Here is a 19,570-nt window from a genome sequence, read left to right as displayed (position 1 = left end):
GTGGGCCGAGCCGTCAGCGCAGTGCGCTCTTCGGGTCGTTCCAGAGCTGATCGGTGAAATCTTCGAGTGCGACGAGCACCAGGTTGTCCTCCGCACGCCGAAGGATCGACTTGCTGGCCCGGACCTGAACAACGTCACCGGTCTTGTCGGTCATGCGCCACAGTGAGTCGGCGCGGGTGGCGACGGTCGTCAGGAACATGTCCGCGACGTTGACGCCCTCGGGCGCCTGGTCGGGGAAGATGTCGTGCAGGTGGAAGTCCGCGGGCTCGGACCGGTCGGTGCCGAAGAGCTCGTCGAACGCCTCGTTGGCGAACACGATCGCGCCACTGGGGTCGACGGCCAGAATCGGCACCGGGATCCGGTCGAGAACGACCGTGACGGGAAGATCGGGAAACTGTGCCGGATCGGAAATGGCTCTCGATTCCGAATTACGACGCTCGCCTGTCGTGTTGCTGTCGGTCATGTTTCTCCCCACCTGATGCTTTCCCTGGTTTACGTTGCTCGAAGTTCTCTCTTCACCCCACGATGGCCGAGCATCGTGTGTCAGTGCTCCGGATTGTCCGCCAAACGTTTGAACGATGCAGCGATTTCCGCTTCTGCCTCGGCGCGCCCCACCCAGTCGGCTGCGGTGACGTGCTTGTTCGGCTCGAGGTCCTTGTAGTGAACGAAGAAGTGCTTGATGGCGTCCAGCTCGAACGTCGACACGTCGGACAGGTCCTGGATGTGATCCCAGCGCTTGTCGCCTGCGGGAACGCACAGCACCTTGTCGTCGCCGCCCGCCTCGTCGACCATCTTGAACATCGCCACCGGGCGTGCCTCGACGATGACGCCGGGGAACACCGATTCCGGGAGCAGAACGAACGCGTCCAACGGATCGCCGTCCTCGCCGAGGGTGCCTTCGATGAAGCCGTAGTCGGCCGGGTATGCCATCGCCGTGTAGAGGTAGCGGTCAAGCCGAACGCGACCCGACTTGTGGTCGACCTCGTACTTGTTGCGCTGACCCTTGGGGATCTCGATGGTGACGTCGAACGACACGTGCACGCCCTCGCTCTTCTTCTACGTTGGGTGCGCCCGAAGTGACGCACGATGGTGGCGGCGCAAGCGTACCGGACAGGGCGATAGTGTTGAGGGACTGTCGCCGAGCCGTTGTGAGCAGAAATGCGTCCTGGGGGACACATTTCTGCTCACATGGCGAGATTGAACTGACGGAGGAATGGTGGCGGGGTTGACCAAGCGTTCTCTCGGCCCGACGGCGGGGCGCAAGCGCCGACGGACCAGAGTCCTGCTCGTGCTGGGCGTGATCGTGGCCCTGGCCGCGGGCGGAACCGCGGTCGCCGCGATAGTTCCCGGCATCTCGGGCGACGAGTCGCAGGCCGCGTCCGCACCCGAACCGGATCCGATCCAGCTCGATCCGGCGTTCACCCCGGTCTCCGATGCTGCAGTCGCGCCCACCGCAGCAGGCGTGGCGGCCGCCCTGGCGCCGGTCGTCGGAGTGGACGCACTCGGCGCGTTCACCGGAGTCGTCGCCGACGCGGTCAGCGGCGATGTTCTGTGGTCCTCCGGCGGCGACACCCCCATGACTCCTGCGTCCACGACGAAGGTGCTGACCGCGGCCGCGGCGATGCTGTCCATGCCGTCGAACCACCGAGTGACCACGCGGGTGGTCAAGGGGCAGAACGACGGCGAGATCGTGATCGTCGCCGCGGGCGACCCGACCATCACCGCCCAGCCGAAGGGAAGCCCCGGCTTCTATCCGGGAGCGGCACGGATCGACGATCTCGTGGAGCAGATCCAGCGTTCGGGTGTGCCCGTCGACCGCATCGTCGTCGACACCTCGATCTACTCCGGCCCGACGATGGCGCAGGGATGGTTCGATCCGGACGTTGCCGCCGGTTACATCACGCCCATCGAACCGATCATGATCGACGGAGGCAGGTCGGTACCGCTCGAGGACGAGTCGCCCCGCAGTGCCCAGCCTGCCCTCGACGCCGGTCGCGCGCTTGCCCGTGGGCTCGGGATCGACCAGGCGCGCGTCACGATCGGAACGGCGCAGGACGGAGCCGACCAGGTTGCCAGTGTGCAGTCGGCGCCACTGCGTGAGCGACTCGGTCAGATGATGGGCCGGTCCGACAACGTCCTCGCCGAAGCCATCGGACGCGAGATCGCGATCGAGACGAACACGTCGGCGTCGTTCACCGGGGCGGTGGACTCGATCGGGCAGGCGCTGTTCTCGGCAGGCTACGACCTCACCGGAATGACACTGCACGACGCGTCCGGCCTGTCCGTCGACGACCGCATACCCGCCCGAATCCTCGATCAGATCCTGACGTCCGCCGCCGGTACCGAGCGCGAAGAGCTTCGCCCGATGCTCGACTACCTGCCGGTCGCCGGTTCCACCGGAACCCTGTCCGACCGGTACGCGAGCGACGACCGCATCGGAGCCGGATGGGTCAGGGCGAAAACTGGCACACTGTCAGCAGCAAGCGCTCTCGCCGGATACGTCGTCGACGTCGACGGAAGGGCACTCACGTTCGCTCTGATGTCCAACGACCGACCGCCGGAGATTTCACGGCCGGCACTGGACGCAGTGGCGTCGACACTCAGGATGTGTGGTTGCCGGTGACCCGCTCGAACACGGATTCACAGCGCGAGGACGACACCCAGGCTCCCGGCGGGATCGGGGCGTCCGTCGACTGGGCGTTGGCGTCGAAGACCGGCGCCAAACTCGCCCCGAAGCCTCCGTCGACGTCCCGGTACACCGCCGATGCCATCGTCGCCGAACTCGCCGAGGCGTCCGTCCGTGCCGAGGGTCCGGTTCGTGACACCACCGGACTGGCCGACGGCCTTGCGGTGCCGCAGGCGCAGATCGTCGACCGCGCGGGCTGGATCGAGGCCGCCGCCGCGTCGATGAAGCACCTGACCGGGGAGGCGGACACCGAGCCGTCCGGCCTGCTCGGTGGCAAGCCCGCGGGATTGCAGGCGGGGGCGATGCTCGCGTTTCTGTCGAGCGCCATTCTGGGACAGTATGATCCGTTCACGGGTGAGAACGGAACGCTGCTTCTCGTCGCGCCCAACATCATTGCCGTCGAACGCGCACTTCGAGTGTCGCCCAGTGACTTTCGCCTGTGGGTCTGCCTCCACGAAGTGACTCACCGCGTGCAGTTCTCGTCGGCGCCGTGGCTGGGCGAGTACATGCGCAGCAACGTGGCCCTGCTCTCCGACGGCGTCGACGAGCCGGTGAGCGAGGTCGCGTCCCGGCTCACCGCTGCGCTCAAGAACCGCAAGGGATCGGACAAGGCCGAGGACGCCGGAATCGTCGGGCTGCTCCGCGCGACGCAGCCGGCGCAGACGCGCGACGCGATCGATCGTCTACTGGTGCTCGGCACCCTCCTCGAAGGCCACGCCGACCACGTCATGGACGCAGTCGGGCCCGCGGTCGTCCCGTCCGTCGCCCAGATCCGCAGTGCGTTCGACGGTCGTCGGAGACGAAAGCAGAACCCTCTCCAGCGAGTAGTTCGGGCGCTGCTCGGCGTGGACGCGAAGATGGCGCAGTACGTGCGCGGCAAGGCCTTCGTCGACCACGTCGTCGGCGCAGTCGGGATGGAGCGGTTCAACACGATCTGGACCGACGGTGACACGTTGCCGCTGCTCACCGAGATCGAGGACCCGGACCGGTGGATCGCGCGCGTCCTCGGCTGAGTCGGTCCGATCAGGCGCAGCCGGTGCTGCTTCCCGAGGAACCGGCGATTCTGGGCGTCCGGCATGCCGTCCGCTCGTGGTCGGCCGATCATGGCGGGGGACCCGTCGCCGTTGCCCTGTCCGGTGGCGCGGATTCGCTGGCCCTGACCGCAGCCGCAGTCGCCGAGGTACCGGATGTTCTCGCCCTCGTCGTCGATCACGGTCTGCAGCAAGGATCCGCCGCCGTCGCGGCTGCGGCGGCAGCGCAGGCCGTGGCCTTCGGATGCAGTGATGCGGTGGTCCTGACGGTCGACGTCGGACATTGCGGTGGGATGGAGGCGGCCGCCCGGCGCGCCCGGTACGACGCGTTGGGCGACGCGCGTGCAGGCAGGCCGGTTCTGGTCGCGCACACACTCGACGATCAGGCCGAGACCGTGCTGCTCGGCCTGGGTCGGGGATCCGGTCCGCGTTCGATCGCCGGAATGCAGGCGTGGGACGACCCGTGGGGACGTCCGCTGCTGGGCGTGCGTCGATCCGTGACCCGTCAGGCGTGCCGCGAACTCGGCGTCGTCCCCTTCGAGGACCCGCACAACACCGACGCTGCGTTCACCAGGGTCCGGCTCCGGCACGAAGTTCTGCCGCTGCTCGACGACGTCCTCGGCGGCGCTGTCGCGGAGGCCCTCGGCCGGACGGCCGCGCAGATACGGGAGGACGCGCAGGTTCTCGACGACCTGGCCGCCGAGCTGCTCGACCTCGCGCGCGACGGTGACGCGGTTCTGGTGACGATGCTCACCGAGCGCCCTGCTGCGCTTCGTCGACGAGCACTGCGGCTGTGGCTGTTGGAGCGCGGCGCGAAAGGACTGTCGGACAAACAGTTACGGCTCGTCGACGATCTCGTGGGTGCGTGGCGCGGGCAAGGGGGAGTCGCAGTGAGCGGTGCGCCGACGGGTGCCAGGTTGGTGGTGGGGCGCCGACATGGCAGGCTGAACGCAGAGCTCGAATGGAACTGAATCCGACCACGAGAAACACCTGAAGGGACCCGGCGTGTACGAGGGCGACATCGAATCGATTCTCATCTCGGAAGAGCAGATCAGAGACCGCACCGCCGAGCTGGCCGAGACCATCGCGAAGCGGTACCCGGTGGATGCGCCGGAGGGTGATCTGTTGTTGGTCGGTGTGCTCAAGGGCGCCATCATGTTCATGACGGACTTCGCGCGTGCCCTCCCCATTCCGACGCAGCTGGAGTTCATGGCCGTCAGTTCGTACGGATCGTCCACGTCGTCCTCGGGCGTCGTGCGGATCCTGAAGGACCTGGACCGCGACATCAACGGCAGGCACGTGCTCATCGTCGAGGACATCATCGACTCGGGCCTCACGCTGTCCTGGCTCAAGCGCAACCTCGCGACGCGCAACCCGGCGTCCCTGTCGGTGGTGACGTTGCTGCGTAAGCCCGACGCCATCAAGGTCGACGTCGAGGTCTCCGATGTCGGCTTCGACATCCCCAACGAGTTCGTCGTCGGGTACGGCCTGGACTACAACGAGCGGTACCGGGACCTGCCGTACATCGGGACGCTCGCACCGCACGTCTACAGCTGATTCGTCGGCTTTCGCGACACCACTCGACGTAGCGCACCGAGGTCGAGCTCCACCGACCGGAAGATCGCGTACGACGCCACGAAGGCGGCGATGCCCCCGATGCACACCACGCGCACGACGTCGAGGACGCCGGGGATGTCCGACGCCGGAACGAACGTGAGACCGGCGACGGCAACCAGTGGGATGGCGGCGGCGACCGTCAGGTAGCCGACGCTTCGACGGCTCAGTGCGTCGAGCAGCGCGTGATCCCTGTCGCCTGCGCTTCCGTACGGAAGAAGTGACGGGTACAGGCATCGGACGGTGAACAGCGACACCAGGAAGAACGGATAGGCCGTCGCCATCGCGCCGCAGACCACCAGTGACGCGATGAAGTGGACGTACGCCTGACCCGGTACCGATCCGGCGGCGATCTGCAGGGACACCGGAAACGCGATTCCGGCACATATCCACAGTCCGAGGCACACCGCCACGACCCTGCCCGCCGCACGAAGGGTGTCTGCCCGAGCCTGCGCCAGTCGGTCGTCGCACACGTCGCGCCCGCCGCGCAGGGCGGCCGGAACCGCCAGGACATGTCGGAAGAAGTAGACGATGAGGGCGAGCCCGATCGGCCAGAACAAACCGTTGATCACCACCGTGACGGTCTCGAATCTGTCCTGCGCCACCGGGATCAGATCGCCGATGATGAGCGCCTTGTTGTGCTGGTAGTTGTAGACGGCCGCCGTCACGTTGGGGATCCCGATCGCGGCGGTCATCACCGGCACCGTGAACGGTCGAAGCCGGGCGCGAGCACTCGTCGGCGGCGGGTCGACCAGAGCACGCGCACGACGATCCAGGCACAGATCCAACTGTTGGGCCACGTCGTGACCGCCCGGCAGGCGCTGGTCGACGTCGGCGGACAGGCAGGTCAGCAGTACGCGACGCAACGTGGCCGGACAGTCCGCAGGCAGCGACGCCTGCGCGGCAGCCGTCACGCCGTCCTCACGGGCCGTCAGCAGCGCGTCGATCACCGTGCGGTCTCCGTCGACGTTCGCCGCCGCTGCGTCGTCGAACGGTTTGCTGCCGGTGAGCAACTCCCACAACACGACACCGAGGGAATACAGGTCGCTGCGGGTGTCGAGTTGGTCGGCACGTCCCGGTCGCGACGGGTGACACGCCTCCAGCTGTTCCGGGGACATGTAGGACAGGGATCCGCCGAAGTAGGCGACGGGGCTGTCACCGTCGACCTGGTCGGAGAATCCGATGTTGAAATCGGCGAGTTTGGGCACGCCTTCGGCGGTGAGCAGAATGTTTGCCGGTTTGATGTCGCGGTGCAGAATTCCGTGCTCGCCGGCGTAGTGCAGCGCGTCCGCGAGCCGCCGCCCCAGCCATGCGACGGTCTCCGGCCACGACAGGGTCGAAATGTGTTCGCGGATGGACGAATCCGTCGGAACAACGCTTCCTCGCGATTCGAGTGCGGCGTCGACGGTGTCCAGCAGCAGCTGACCGCTGCGCGATTCGACCGGGCAGGCACGCACTCGACGAAGAAGATCGAGAAGTGTCCCGCCTGGCAGATACTGCATGTACAGCAGACGCAGCCCTCGACCGGGAAGTATCCGTTGGTCGAAGACTCGGACGATGTAGTCGTGATCGAGCTGGGCGAGCATCTGCGGCTCGCTGCCGTGGTTCGAGGAGATCTTCACCGCGACGATTCGCTGCATCGAACGTTGCCGGGCCAGGAACACGCGGGCGAACGCGCCGCGGCCGAGGCCCATCAGCAGATCGAAATCGTCGACGCGATCACCCGCGTCGAGATCCTCCAGCTCGTCCGAAGATCCGGGGTGCGTCGGCGCCGCCCCCGGTCTCGTGTCCTGGGATCTAGAGTCCTGGGGGCTTGTGTCCTGCGAGATCGTCTTCTGTGGTCCCGTCGCGTCCAGGTCGGGGGACTGCATCTCGGTGTTCTCGCCGCTGCCGATGTTCAACAACCGAGCCAACGCGTCCTCGTGCGCCGGATACTCGCGGACGTACTGGGCGGGCGTCACCGAATCCCCGCTCTGGCGGCGGATGCAGAACTCCTCGTAGACCAGGTCGACCGGAAGTGATCCCACGTCGAAATCGGTCAGAATCGAGCGGAAATCAGCGCAGTACTCGGCCAGCCGCTTCGGTCGATGCGCCCGCAGCCACCGCTCCTGAAGGTCGACGGCGATCAACTGCATCAGACACCGGCGCCGGATCGACTCCGAATCGGGGAGGTAATCCGCCAGGTCGGGCACCACCGACCCGCCCTCGGCCCGAGCGGTACGCCAATCCCGCCGCAACCTGCGTTCTGCGTCTCCCGGTATTAGCCGGGCAGCGGCAACCGTCCGGACGGCGTCCGCACTGGCCGGAACGTCGTTCGCGAAGGCACTGACTCCATCCGAGCCGGGCTGCACGGACCAACGATAGACCCGAAGTTGCCCAAGCACTGCTGGTATTTTTTCGTGACCGGCACGGGGAACCGGAAAGGCGTGATGCGCGTTGGATGGGGGAGAATCGTGATACATCCGTCGGGCGAACGGCGTGGGGGATGTATCGCCGGGTTACCGCACCACGAGTACGCCGCGGCCGCTCGCGGTAACCTGGGGCATCCGGTGCTCGAGCTGAACCAGCAGAGTGGCCCGGTAACTGGAACTGGAAAGGACGAGGCCGTCTCGGCTGAAGCTGTATGAATCGGAAGACAGTTATACGGAACCTGGCCATCGTGTTTGCGATACTGCTGGCGATTTTCGCTTTCAGCTACTTCGGAAACGACACGAGGGACTGGAAGTCCGTCGACACGTCGGTGGCCATCGCCCAGCTCGACGACAACAACGTCGAGAAGGCCCAGATCGACGACCGCGAGCAGCAGGTCCGCCTCACCCTGAAGAACGGCAACGACGCCACCGAGAACGAAACGCAGATCATCGCGAAGTACCCGGACTCGGCGTCGCAGACCATCTTCGACAAGGTCAGCGCGGACGGCCTCGAAAGCTACAACACCGTCGTCAGCCAGGACAGCTGGGTGTCGTCGCTGCTGCTGTTCGTTCTTCCGATGCTGATTCTGCTCGGTGTCTTCATCTTCATCATGAGTCGCATGCAGGGCGGTGGCCGCGGCGGCGTCATGGGCTTCGGCAAGTCGAAGGCCAAACAACTCAGCAAGGACATGCCCAAAACGACGTTCCAGGACGTCGCAGGTGCCGACGAGGCAGTCGAAGAGCTGTACGAGATCAAGGATTTCCTGCAGAACCCGGCTCGCTACCAGTCGCTCGGCGCGAAGATTCCGCGTGGCGTGCTGCTGTACGGCCCTCCCGGAACCGGCAAGACACTGCTGGCACGCGCCGTCGCCGGTGAAGCAGGCGTTCCGTTCTTCACCATCTCCGGCTCGGACTTCGTCGAGATGTTCGTCGGTGTCGGCGCTTCCCGTGTCCGCGATCTGTTCGAGCAGGCCAAGCAGAACAGCCCGTGCATCATCTTCGTCGACGAGATCGACGCCGTCGGTCGTCAGCGTGGCGCAGGCATGGGTGGTGGCCACGACGAGCGTGAGCAGACCCTCAACCAGCTTCTCGTCGAGATGGACGGCTTCGGCGAGCGCACCGGCGTCATTCTGATCGCCGCCACCAACCGGCCCGACATCCTCGACCCGGCGCTGCTGCGACCAGGCCGTTTCGACCGCCAGATACCGGTCGGTGCTCCGGACCTGGCCGGTCGACGCGCGATCCTCGCGGTGCATTCCGCCGGCAAGCCCGTCGCTCAGGACGCCGATCTGGAAGGTCTCGCCAAGCGGACCGTCGGAATGTCCGGCGCGGACCTTGCCAACGTCATCAACGAGGCCGCTCTGCTGACGGCCCGTGAGAACGGCACCGTCATCACCGAGGCCGCGCTGGAGGAATCCGTCGACCGCGTGGTCGGAGGGCCGCGCCGCAAGAGCCGGATCATCAGCGAGCACGAGAAGAAGATCACCGCGTACCACGAGGGTGGCCACACCCTCGCGGCGTGGGCGATGCCGGACATCGAGCCCGTCTACAAGGTCACCATCCTCGCCCGCGGTCGGACGGGTGGTCACGCGATGACCGTCCCCGAGGACGACAAGGGCCTGATGACCAGGTCGGAAATGATCGCGCGGCTCGTGATGGCGATGGGTGGCCGCGCGGCCGAGGAGCTCGTGTTCCACGAGCCGACGACAGGCGCATCCTCGGACATCGACCAGGCGACCAAGATCGCTCGCGCGATGGTGACCGAGTACGGCATGAGCAGCAAGCTCGGAGCAGTTCGCTACGGGCAGGAACAGGGCGACCCGTTCCTCGGCCGCTCGATGGGTGTGCAGTCGGACTTCTCGCACGAGGTCGCCCGCGAGATCGACGAGGAGGTGCGCAAGCTCATCGAAGCCGCGCACACCGAGGCGTGGGCCATTCTCAACGAGTACCGCGACGTGCTGGACACTCTCGCAACCGAATTGTTGGAGCGCGAGACGCTGACCCGCAAGGATCTCGAGAAGATCTTCACCGGCGTCACCAAGCGGCCGCGGATCACACTGTTCAACGACTTCGGTGAGCGCATCCCGTCGGACAAGCCCCCGGTGAAGACGCCGGGTGAGCTCGCGATCGAACGCGGCGAGCCGTGGCCTCCGCCGCCCATCGCGCCCAAGGTCGTTCCGCCGCAACAGTTCCCGCAGCCCAGCTACGCAGGCTCCCCGCAGCTGACCAAGTCCGGTCAGGACGGCTACAACGGTCAGGACGGGTACAACGGCGGCAGGCCGGGAGCGCACACCAACGGTGCCCCGGCCAACGGTTCCCAGCACAACGGTGGCCCGGTCAACGGTGGTCCTGCGAACGGTGGTCCTGCGAACGGTGGTCCCGCGAACGGTGGTCCCGCGAACGGTGGTCCCGCGAACGGCGGCACACCGTACGGCAGTGCCCCATACAACGGTGGATCGCGCGGAGGCCAGCACTCCGGTGGTGCCGACGCCACGGGCAGCCACCCGGGCAACGGCAACTATCCGGGCGGGAACTACACCGGTGGCGGTGCTTACAACGGTGGCGGCAGCTACCGCAACCCCGAGACTCCGCGATCGCGTCCGGATTACGGCGCACCTGCCGGCTGGTCGGCACCGGGCTGGCCCCCGCGTGACGCTTCCGGTCCCGGCAGCGGTCGCCCGGGTGAATCGGGTCCGCAGTTCCAGGCGCCGCCGACGTACCAGTCTCCTCAGTACCGTCCGCCTCAGTACCAGCCCCCGGAGTACCGCGAGCCAGGTAACGATGGCAGGTCCGGCACTCCGGATTCCGATGACGCGTCCGGCAGTCAGGGTTCGGCGGGCCAGGGTGGAGGCTCGGCCGCGTCGGGTCAGTACGGCGACCAGCGCCCGTCTCCTCAGTACCGCGACCCCGCCGGTTCGCAGTGGGATCCCCTGGGCGGATTGCCGCTCGGCGGTCCCGTGCCCCAGGGTCCGAACGAACAGCGTCCGAACGAACAGCGTCCTGATGCACCGCGTCCGGAGAACCAGCGTTCCGATGCGCCGGAGTCCGAGCACGGCGGCGACGAAGGTCCTCGCACGCAGCGGTGGGAAGGTCCCGGCGGGCACAGTTAGGTCAGTCGGGATCGGGCGATAGGCTTACGCGGCGCAATGAGTGGGCCTGCGGTTGTGAGCCGCGGGTGGACCGAAGGAAAGAGCACACGTGTCAGTCACGCGGATGGACGATGAGGGCGCCCCGGTTGCGCCGGACAACCTCGTCGCAGTTGCAACAGGGCGCACGTTCGACCAGCCGCGTGCCGAGGCCGCGGTCCGTGAGTTGCTGATCGCCGTCGGAGAAGATCCTGACCGTGCCGGCCTGCTCGACACCCCGGCGCGCGTGGCCCGTGCGTACAAGGAGATGTTCGGCGGGCTGTACACGGACCCGGATTCGGTGCTGAACACGACGTTCGACGAGGGCCATCAGGAACTCGTTCTGGTGCGAGGTATCCCGATGTTCTCGACGTGCGAGCATCACCTGGTCTCGTTCCACGGCGTCGCCCACGTCGGGTACATCCCCGGCAAGAGCGGCAAGGTGACCGGCCTGTCCAAGTTGGCCCGCGTCGTGGATCTCTACGCCAAGCGTCCGCAGGTGCAGGAGCGTCTGACCAGCCAGATCGCCGACGCCGTGATGCGCAAGCTCGACCCGCGCGGCGCCATCGTCGTGATCGAGGCGGAGCATCTGTGCATGGCCATGCGCGGCATTCGCAAGCCAGGAGCCAGTACGACCACGTCGGCCGTCCGCGGACTGTTCCAGTCGAGTGCAGCGTCTCGATCCGAGGCGTTGGATCTGATTCTGCGGAAATGAGGTCTTTTCGGCCGTTTCGGCCCGGCGCCCATGTGGTGATGGGCGTTCTCAACGTCACGGCGGATTCGTTCTCCGACGGTGGTCGGTATCTCGACGTCGATGCTGCCGTCGCACACGGTGTTCAGCTGCACGCCATGGGTGTGGACATCGTCGACGTCGGTGGCGAATCGACGCGTCCGGGAGCGGAACGCATCGATCCGGAGGTCGAAGCCCGACGAGTGGTGCCGGTGATTGCCGCCCTCGGTGAGCAGGGCATCCCGACGAGCGTCGACACGATGCGCGCATCGGTTGCCGCCGCCGCGATCGAAGCAGGCGTCACCATCGTCAACGACGTGTCCGGTGGCCGGGCCGACCCGGACATGGCGTCGGTCGTCGCGGACGCAGGCGTGCCGTGGATCCTGATGCACTGGCGGAGCTCGGAGAACTATGCGCACTCCGGTGCGGCCGATCACTACGACGACGTCGTGGCGGACGTTCGACGCGAGCTGCTTCACCAGGTGGATCGCGCTGTCGCTGCCGGAGTCGACCGATCCAACATCGTGTTGGATCCCGGCCTCGGTTTCGCCAAGAACGCCCACCACAACTGGCAACTGCTCCACGCGATTCCCACGTTCGTGGAATTGGGAATGCCCGTCCTGATCGGGGCGTCGCGCAAACGCTTCCTCGGGTCGCTGTTGGCGCAGGACGGCGTCGACCGCCCGCCGGCCGGCCGTGAGGTCGCGACTGCCGTCGTATCGGCGCTCGCGGTGGCAGCAGGGGCATGGGGCGTACGCGTGCACGACGCCCGCTCCACGCTGGACGCGGTGGCCGTCGTCGACGCATGGGAGGCAAGCGCATGAAGGGCGAGCATCGGGTGAGCGACCGAATCGAGTTGCGCGGGTTGAAGGTTCGCGGACACCACGGAGTCTTCGACTTCGAGAAGCGCGACGGCCAGGACTTCGTCGTGGACATCACCGTCTGGATGGATCTGAAGCCGGCTGCCGCGTCCGACGACCTGACGGCAACGTTGCATTACGGCGAACTGGCCGAGGCCGCCGCCGCCATCGTGGCGGGCCCGCCCCGGGACCTGATCGAAACGGTTGCCGCCGAGATCGCAGATTCGGTCATGACCGATACCCGGGTCGACGCCGTCGAAGTGGTATTGCACAAGCCGTCGGCTCCGATTCCTCTGGAATTCGTCGATGTCGCCGTCGTCGCCCACCGAGTGCGCTCATGACGCAGGTCGTACTGTCGATCGGCAGCAACGTCGGTGATTCGCTCGCACACCTGCGGTCCGTCACCGACGATCTCGGACCGCGAGTGCGAGCGGTGTCGAAGGTCTACGTGTCAGCGCCGTGGGGTGGCATCGAACAGCAGGATTTTCTGAACGCGATCGTCGTCGCCGACGACCCGGAGCGCGGACCGTACGAGTGGCTGGAGTTCGCCAGGGAACGCGAAGCGAACGCCGAGCGGGTTCGTGAGGTGCGGTGGGGCCCTCGCAGCCTCGACGTGGACATCGTGGTGTGCCGATCGGATGCCGGCCAGGACGTCGTCGGAACCGATCCGCAGTTGTTGCTGCCGCATCCCCGTGCCCACGAGCGCGCGTTCGTCCTGCTCCCGTGGCTCGACGTGGAGCCCGACGCCACCCTCGCGGTCGGCACGGACGCCAGGCGCGTCGACGACTGGCTCGCGACGTTGAGCGCCGAGGAACGCAGTGGCGTCCGGGCGACCGACATGACACCCGTCTCCGCAGAAGAGCGTCGAGAGTAGACGCGCGCGGATGACCGAGATGAAACCGACACGGGTACGAGACCTCGTCTCCATCGCGCTGTTCGCAGCCGTCGCGATGTGGCTGCTGGTCAGGTCGTTCTACGGGATGCTTCCGCCGATGTCGGTGCTCGTCGGCGCATCGCTGTACCCGATCGCCATCGGTGAGCTGATCTTCGCGTTCGTGCTGCGGTCGCGAGTGGGGACCAGCCGGATCGGCGACGGACCACGCCACGTCCACCCCATCACGGCCGCTCGGGCCCTGGCCCTGGCGAAAGCGTCGGCGCTGGTGGGGTCGGCCGTGACGGGTATCTGGGCCGGTTTTCTCGTTCACATCCTGCCCCAGGCGTCGACCGTGCGAGCCGCGGCCGCCGACAGGCCGGGAGCCATCGTCGGGCTGCTTGCCGGTCTCGCTCTCGTCGGTGCCGCGCTGTGGCTCGAACAGTGCTGTCGCACACCGGAGGATCGCGGAGACGATCCGCGCTGACTCGCGCGGGTCCCGTCACGTGGCCGAACCACCCAGCAGGCGCTGTGGCGATCCACAACCGAGGTTGACCGGTTCGTGGCGATTTGCCAGCTACCCTGGTTGCCATGACCGAACCGACTCGCGCAAAGGCCGCACGCCGTTCGCGGCGCAGTGCGAGCCAATTGTTCATAGCCGCGTTGGTCGTCTTCGGAGTCGCGGCGAGTGTGCTGCTGCTGTTCAGCGAGAACGTCCAATGGTTGCGGGTGGGCCTCGTCTCCGCGTTGTGGGCGGCGATCGTGGGCGCGTTCGCGATGACGAAGTATCGACGCGAGGCCGCGGCGGATCAGACGAAGGCCAAGGACCTGCAAACGGTGTACGAGCTGCAACTCGCGCGGGAGATCTCCGCCCGGCGTGAGTACGAGCTGGGTGTCGAGGCGCGTGTGCGCAGCGAAGTGCAGCTCGAGACCAGTGAGGTCGCGGCCCTGCGGGCGGAACTCGCGCACCTGCGGGAGAACCTGCAGATGTTGTTCGACGGCAATCTCCCCACCGAGCGGGTAGCCCTCCGCGCCGAGGCGACGCGGGTGGCCGAGCTCGGCGGAGGCCGCAATTACGACGGGTACCAACCAGCGCCGTCGGGGTTGTACATCCCCGGGCGTACCGGTGCCAACGAGCCCGACTCGGCGCTCAGGGATCCGCGAGGCCAGCGGCCGAGCGCCCCGGTCTCGCCGGTTCAAGGAATCGCCAACCCGTACGACGAACCAGTGACCGCGGAAACGTCGGTGCTCTACCCCGACGTGCCGATCGGCAGCGAGGTCCCCCTCGGCTACACGCACGCTCCCACCTCCCAGGCTCCCGCGCCCCAGGCGTCCGGCGATGGAACTGCCGGTGGTGGAACTGCCGGTGGTGGAAGCCCGGTACAGCCTCGGCGAGGTGACGCGCGGGCTCCCGGCGGTGGCCGACGGGTCCCGACGCCTCCCCGCGCCTCCGCTGCGCCGTCGGCGTACCCGGAGCCATCCCCCGAAGTACCAGTCGAAGCCGAGTACGCAGACGTGGTGCACGACTCGCCGGCCGAGGTCGTTCCCGAGCCACAGTCGCAGCCCGAGCCCGAGCCCCAGCCCGAGGTTCGGCAGCATTCCGAGCCCGAGCCGCAGCCCGAGGTTCGGCAGGATCCCGAGCCCGAGAGCCCGTCCCAACATTGGGATCTTCCGGATCCCGAGCCGCGGTCACGGCGTCGGCGCCGGGCGGAACCCGAGGACGGGGACACCGCCGGAGCGCACTCCAACGGTCGTTCCGTCGCGGAGATCATGGCAGGACTGCAGTCGGGTTCCGGTGAGCCCACCGAACGCAGGCACCGTCGTCGCGCCGACTGACGCGATCGTGAACTAGATCACGTTGATGCGCCGTGGCCGGTGCCTGCCTTGTGAGGCTATTCTCTTGGACAGGACGTCTGGTACCCGCCGAGCGGGACTGGAACGAACGAGAGGAAGTAATCGGTGACCTCATCCGAGTTCACTGCTGATCCCGCACCTGCGCGTTTGGCGGTCGGCATCGTGTCGGCAGGTCGCGTCGGCACAGCTCTCGGCGAAGCTCTCGAGCGCGTCGGACACGTCGTCGTCGCCTGCTCTGCCGTGTCCGAGGATTCGGTGCATCGTGCGCGCACACGCCTTCCGGACACGCAGATACTGCCGGTCGACGAGGTCGCCACCCGCGCCGAGTTGCTGATCCTCGCGGTCCCCGATTCCGAACTCGCCTCGCTTGCAACGGGTCTGGCGGCAACGGGCGTCGTGGCGCCGGGCAAGCTCGTCGTGCACACTTCCGGCGCCAACGGTGTGGGCATTCTGTCGCCGCTGTCCGCTCGGGGTGCCGTGCCGCTGGCGATCCATCCGGCGATGACCTTTTCCGGACTCGCCGAGGACACGGATCGACTGGCCTCGGCGTGTTTCGGCATCACTGCGGCCGACGAGATCGGTTACGCCGTCGCGCAGGCGCTCGTGCTCGAACTGGGCGGAGAACCGGTGCACGTCGCGGAGACGGAGCGAGCGCTGTATCACGCCGCTCTGGCGCACGGATCCAATCATCTCGTCACCCTCGTCGCCGACGCCGTCGAGGCTCTGCACGTTGCTCTCGACGGCCCGGGATTTCCCGGCATGGACACCGAACCCGGTGTGCCGCAGCGTGTTCTTGCGCCGTTGCTGAATGCTGCGCTCGAGAATGCGCTTCGACGTGGACAGTCTGCGTTGACGGGGCCGGTCGCCCGCGGGGATCTGAGCGCAGTGCAGAAACATCTGAGTGTGCTGCGGGAGGTGGACCCGCGGATTGCCGAAGGGTACCGAGCCCTGTCGCTGCGGTCCGCGCAGAGAATCGGCGCACCCGCGCCACTGGTCGAGTTTCTGGAAGGCGAACGATGACACTGGCAGGTAGCTACAAGGCCGGGGAACTCACGGTCCACCACGATCCCGCCGTGATCACCTCGGTGTCCAAAGCTCTTCGCGCAGTGGGCAAAACTGTGTCTCTCGTGCCGACGATGGGTGCGTTGCACGCAGGTCACATCCACCTCGTCCGGCAGGCCAAGCTCACCGGAGCTGTCGTCATCGTGTCGATCTTCGTCAATCCTCTGCAGTTCGGGGCAGGGGAGGACCTGGACGCCTACCCGCGCACGCTCGACGCCGACGTCGAACTGCTTCGTGGGGAAGGGGTCGAGCTGGTGTTCGCGCCCTCCGCGTCGGACATGTACCCGGCCGGTCCGCGCACCACCGTGCATCCAGGCCCGCTCGGGGCGGAGCTGGAAGGCGCTTCCCGGCCCACACATTTCGCGGGCATGCTCACCGTGGTCGCGAAGTTGCTGCAGATCGCGTCGCCGCACGCGGCGTACTTCGGCGAGAAGGACTATCAGCAGCTCACTCTGATCCGTCAGATGGTTCGCGATCTGAACTTCGACGTCAAGATCTACGGCGTGCCGACGGTCCGCGAGCAGGACGGGCTCGCACTGTCCTCCCGCAATCGGTACCTCGACTCCGCGCAGCGAGACGCCGCGATGGTTCTCTCGGCCGCTCTGGTAGCCGGAGCGCACGCAGCGGCAGGTGGTGTGTCGGCGATCCTGTCGACCGCGCGGGGTGTGCTGGACTCGGTCCCCGGGGTCGACGTGGACTACCTCGAGGTCCGCGGCGTGGACCTCGGGCCGGCCCCGGAACGAGGAGACGGGCGACTCCTCGTCGCCGCCAGAATCGGAACCACCCGCCTCATCGACAACGTCGGGGTGGCCGTGGGCACCGGCTTCCTCGAAGCAGGAGTGGAGCCTGCGCAGGCGAACGAATTTATCAAAGCTGAAGGGTGACAACATGTTTCGCACAATGATGAAGTCCAAGATCCACCGCGCCACCGTCACGCATGCCGACCTGCACTACGTTGGCTCGGTCACGGTGGATCTGGATCTGATGGAGGCTGCCGATCTGCTGGAAGGGGAGCAGGTCACCATCGTCGACATCGACAACGGTGCGCGCCTCGAGACGTATGTGATCACCGGTGAGCGGGGCAGTGGCGTCATCGGAATCAACGGTGCGGCAGCTCATCTCGTCAACCCCGGTGATCTGGTCATTCTGATCGCCTATGGAGTGATGAACGAGCAGGAGTGCAAGGACTACGCGCCGCGAGTGGTGTTCGTCGACGACAAGAACGCTCCGGTGGAGTTGGGCTCCGATCCTGCCCACGCGCCCGAGGGGTCCGGTCTGATCACTCCACGCACGCTGCGCGCCGACTCCGTGCTGGTCTAGCTGTGCTGCTCGCAGTCGACGTTCGCAATACCTCGACGACGCTCGGATTGTTCAGCGGAAGTGGTGATCACGCGACGCTGCACCGAGACTGGCGGGTGCGGACCGACCCCAACGTCACCGCCGACGAGCTGGCGTTGATGCTTCGTGGGCTGATCGGGCCCGATGCCGGGCAGATCACGGGAGTGTCGGCGTTGTCGACCGTGCCCTCGGTGCTGCGTGAGACGCGCACGATGCTGGCCCGATACTGGAAGCATGTGCCGCACGTGGTGGTGGAACCCGGTGTGCGCACGGGAGTTCCGTTGCTGGTCGACAATCCCAAGGAGGTGGGTGCGGACCGCATCGTGAACACGCTTGCCGCGCATGATTTGTACGGGAGTGCCTGCATCGTGGTGGATTTCGGCACCACGACGTGCGTCGACGTGGTCTCGGCCAAGGGTGAGTTCCTCGGCGGCGCCATCGCACCGGGCCTGGAGATCTCGACGGCGGCGATGTCGTCACGTTCCGCGGCGTTGCGTGAGGTGGAATTGCTGCGACCGCGTTCCGTCGTCGGCAAGAACACCGTCGAGTGCATGCAGGCCGGGGCGGTCTTCGGGTTCGCGGGCCTGGTCGACGGCCTGGTGAATCGGGTCCGGCGCGAACTGCCGGAGTTCGGGGGCAAGGACGTCGCCGTCATCGGGACGGGTGAGAGTGCGCCGCTCATCATGGCGGAAAGTGCGTCCGTCGAGCACCACGAGCCGGATCTGACGCTCGAGGGCCTGCGTCTGGTGTTCGAGCGAAACCTGGCGAAAAGACGGACCCGCTAGCGCAACTGGAACGGTTGTGTAAGAATCGTCGTCGTGATGATGTGCATGGGACCCCAGGAGTGTTGTCGAGGCTGACCGCTGCCTCATTCAATTACCTATCCTGGAGAAGTTTCCATGCTTTCCACACCTGTCTTTTCTGGATCTCTGTCGTCCACTTCTGCGCCCAATCTGACGCTTCCGACTCGGTTGCGGCCTCACGACCTGCTGCGGATCACCGATCAGGGTGCGTCCGACGTCCTCGAAGGACGCTTCGACCACCTGCTGCCCGCCGGTGGCAACTGGCCCACCGGTGAGCGCTGGTCGACGCGGTTGCACGCCGACGACGACCTGGATGTCTGGCTGATCAGCTGGGTACCGGACCGCTCCACCGAGCTGCACGATCACGCCGGATCGCTCGGTGCACTCACCGTGTTGAGCGGATCGCTCGTCGAATACCGTTGGGCGGGAGACGGACTGAAGCGTCGTCGACTCGACGCCGGGGATCAGGCGTCCTTCCCGCTCGGATGGGTACACGACGTCATGCGGGCACCCGCATCGATCACCGGGCAGGAGCGGAGCCTGCGGAGTGACCCGATCACTGGGCAGGAGCGGAGCCTGCGGAGTGACCCGACGACTCCTCACCCGACACTGAGTGTCCACGCCTATTCACCGCCGCTGACCGCGATGTCCTACTACGAAGTGACCGACAAGTCGGCACTCCGACGAACCCGCACCGAGCTGACCGATGAGCCCGAAGGACCTTCGAAATGAGCAAGACCGTCGTCCAGATGCTCGACGAAGCACGGACTCGAATCGACCGGATGACCGTCTTCGAACTGCGTGACGCCGTCGAACGCGGCGCGATCGTCGTCGACATCCGTCCGCAGGCCCAACGGGCCGTCGAAGGGACGCTGCCCGGCGCGCTGGCCATCGAACGCAACGTGCTCGAGTGGCGTCTGGATCCCACCAGCGACGCTCGGTTGGTCGCGGCGGTGGATCACGACGTCGAGTGGATCGTGATCTGCTCCGAGGGGTACACGTCCTCCCTGGCTGCAGCGTCGCTGCAGGAGTTGGGGTTGCACAAGGCGACCGACCTCGTCGGTGGCTACCAAGCGCTCAAGTCCGCTGGACTGCTCGGTGTTCTGACGAAGGCGCGGCACTGCGTCCGTGAAGCAGAAGCCGTCACGGCGCACTGATTCTGTCTTTGTCGCACGCGCCGGATAA

At 66.7% G+C, this 19,570-nt stretch carries 20 protein-coding genes; 17 read left to right on the top strand and 3 right to left on the bottom strand.

Annotated features, from left to right (window positions below; all coding sequences use genetic code 11):
- Positions 1-13: 13 nt before the first annotated feature.
- Together H292_RS0106900 and H292_RS0106895 are read right to left on the bottom strand one after the other, a co-directional pair.
- The gene (locus tag H292_RS0106900) at positions 14-463 is read right to left on the bottom strand and encodes a PAS domain-containing protein (protein ID WP_019663047.1); all 450 of its coding nucleotides are present in this window, start codon (positions 461-463) and stop codon (positions 14-16) included.
- Between the two features lie 80 nt (positions 464-543).
- The gene (locus H292_RS0106895; protein WP_026347416.1) at positions 544-1,035 is read right to left on the bottom strand and encodes an inorganic diphosphatase; all 492 of its coding nucleotides are present in this window, start codon (positions 1,033-1,035) and stop codon (positions 544-546) included.
- 178 nt (positions 1,036-1,213) lie between these two features.
- On the opposite strand from H292_RS0106895, the gene dacB reads away from it, so the two are divergent.
- The 4 genes from dacB to hpt are packed head-to-tail and all read left to right on the top strand — an operon-like array spanning position 1,214 to position 5,274.
- The gene (dacB, locus tag H292_RS0106890; protein WP_020110923.1) at positions 1,214-2,623 is read left to right on the top strand and encodes a D-alanyl-D-alanine carboxypeptidase/D-alanyl-D-alanine endopeptidase; all 1,410 of its coding nucleotides are present in this window, start codon (positions 1,214-1,216) and stop codon (positions 2,621-2,623) included.
- A 53-nt stretch (positions 2,624-2,676) separates the two neighbouring features.
- Entirely contained in the window at positions 2,677-3,699 is a 1,023-nt protein-coding gene (locus H292_RS0106885) for a zinc-dependent metalloprotease (RefSeq protein ID WP_027498660.1), read from the top strand.
- A complete protein-coding gene (gene tilS, locus H292_RS0106880; RefSeq protein ID WP_020110921.1) occupies positions 3,675-4,688 on the top strand; it encodes a tRNA lysidine(34) synthetase TilS in 1,014 nt (337 codons plus the stop codon). Before H292_RS0106885 ends, tilS begins: the two co-directional genes overlap by 25 nt.
- Before the next feature lie 34 nt (positions 4,689-4,722).
- Entirely contained in the window at positions 4,723-5,274 is a 552-nt protein-coding gene (gene hpt, locus H292_RS0106875) for a hypoxanthine phosphoribosyltransferase (protein ID WP_019663052.1), read from the top strand.
- Here hpt and H292_RS0106870 read toward each other — a convergent pair.
- Positions 5,265-7,682 carry a serine/threonine-protein kinase gene (locus H292_RS0106870; RefSeq protein ID WP_027498658.1) on the bottom strand — a complete coding sequence of 806 codons (2,418 nt, stop codon included), beginning with the start codon at positions 7,680-7,682 and terminating at the stop codon, positions 5,265-5,267. The two genes, hpt and H292_RS0106870, sit on opposite strands and share 10 nt — an antisense overlap.
- 272 nt (positions 7,683-7,954) lie before the next feature.
- Here H292_RS0106870 and ftsH point away from each other — a divergent pair, with 272 nt between their 5' ends.
- The 13 genes from ftsH (at position 7,955) to H292_RS0106805 (ending at position 19,542) form a co-directional block, all read left to right on the top strand.
- Positions 7,955-10,852, top strand: coding sequence for an ATP-dependent zinc metalloprotease FtsH (gene ftsH, locus H292_RS26865; RefSeq protein WP_051127732.1), 2,898 nt, complete (start codon positions 7,955-7,957; stop codon positions 10,850-10,852).
- A gap of 103 nt (positions 10,853-10,955) precedes the next feature.
- On the top strand, positions 10,956-11,582 hold the full coding sequence (gene folE / locus H292_RS0106860) for a GTP cyclohydrolase I FolE (protein ID WP_019663055.1): 627 nt from the start codon (positions 10,956-10,958) through the stop codon (positions 11,580-11,582).
- Entirely contained in the window at positions 11,579-12,421 is an 843-nt protein-coding gene (gene folP / locus H292_RS0106855) for a dihydropteroate synthase (protein WP_027498657.1), read from the top strand. Before folE ends, folP begins: the two co-directional genes overlap by 4 nt.
- A 14-nt stretch (positions 12,422-12,435) precedes the next feature.
- A complete protein-coding gene (gene folB, locus H292_RS0106850; protein WP_026347421.1) occupies positions 12,436-12,798 on the top strand; it encodes a dihydroneopterin aldolase in 363 nt (120 codons plus the stop codon).
- Positions 12,795-13,331, top strand: a complete 537-nt coding sequence (gene folK / locus H292_RS0106845; protein ID WP_019663058.1) for a 2-amino-4-hydroxy-6-hydroxymethyldihydropteridine diphosphokinase — start codon at positions 12,795-12,797, stop codon at positions 13,329-13,331. Before folB ends, folK begins: the two co-directional genes overlap by 4 nt.
- 19 nt (positions 13,332-13,350) lie before the next feature.
- Positions 13,351-13,815, top strand: a complete 465-nt coding sequence (locus H292_RS0106840; protein ID WP_179275297.1) for a DUF3180 domain-containing protein — start codon at positions 13,351-13,353, stop codon at positions 13,813-13,815.
- 104 nt (positions 13,816-13,919) lie between these two features.
- Positions 13,920-15,164 carry a DUF6779 domain-containing protein gene (locus H292_RS27675; protein ID WP_020110918.1) on the top strand — a complete coding sequence of 415 codons (1,245 nt, stop codon included), beginning with the start codon at positions 13,920-13,922 and terminating at the stop codon, positions 15,162-15,164.
- Positions 15,165-15,287: 123 nt separating this feature from the next.
- Positions 15,288-16,202, top strand: a complete 915-nt coding sequence (locus tag H292_RS0106830) for a Rossmann-like and DUF2520 domain-containing protein (protein WP_019663061.1) — start codon at positions 15,288-15,290, stop codon at positions 16,200-16,202.
- Entirely contained in the window at positions 16,199-17,128 is a 930-nt protein-coding gene (gene panC / locus H292_RS0106825) for a pantoate--beta-alanine ligase (RefSeq protein WP_020110917.1), read from the top strand. Before H292_RS0106830 ends, panC begins: the two co-directional genes overlap by 4 nt.
- Before the next feature lie 4 nt (positions 17,129-17,132).
- The gene (gene panD / locus H292_RS0106820) at positions 17,133-17,564 is read left to right on the top strand and encodes an aspartate 1-decarboxylase (RefSeq protein WP_019663063.1); all 432 of its coding nucleotides are present in this window, start codon (positions 17,133-17,135) and stop codon (positions 17,562-17,564) included.
- 2 nt (positions 17,565-17,566) lie between these two features.
- The gene (locus tag H292_RS0106815; protein WP_020110916.1) at positions 17,567-18,367 is read left to right on the top strand and encodes a type III pantothenate kinase; all 801 of its coding nucleotides are present in this window, start codon (positions 17,567-17,569) and stop codon (positions 18,365-18,367) included.
- Positions 18,368-18,481: 114 nt separating this feature from the next.
- Complete coding sequence (locus H292_RS0106810) at positions 18,482-19,117, top strand: cysteine dioxygenase (protein WP_094627817.1); 636 nt, start codon at positions 18,482-18,484, stop codon at positions 19,115-19,117.
- Positions 19,114-19,542 (top strand): rhodanese-like domain-containing protein, encoded by a 429-nt coding sequence (locus H292_RS0106805; protein ID WP_019663066.1) that lies wholly within the window; start codon positions 19,114-19,116, stop codon positions 19,540-19,542. Before H292_RS0106810 ends, H292_RS0106805 begins: the two co-directional genes overlap by 4 nt.
- Positions 19,543-19,570: the final 28 nt, after the last annotated feature.

The organism is Rhodococcus sp. 114MFTsu3.1 (assembly GCF_000383555.1).
In the GTDB taxonomy this organism is placed as follows: domain Bacteria; phylum Actinomycetota; class Actinomycetes; order Mycobacteriales; family Mycobacteriaceae; genus Rhodococcoides; species Rhodococcoides fascians_E.
This window is presented reverse-complemented; position numbering and strand designations above follow the sequence as displayed.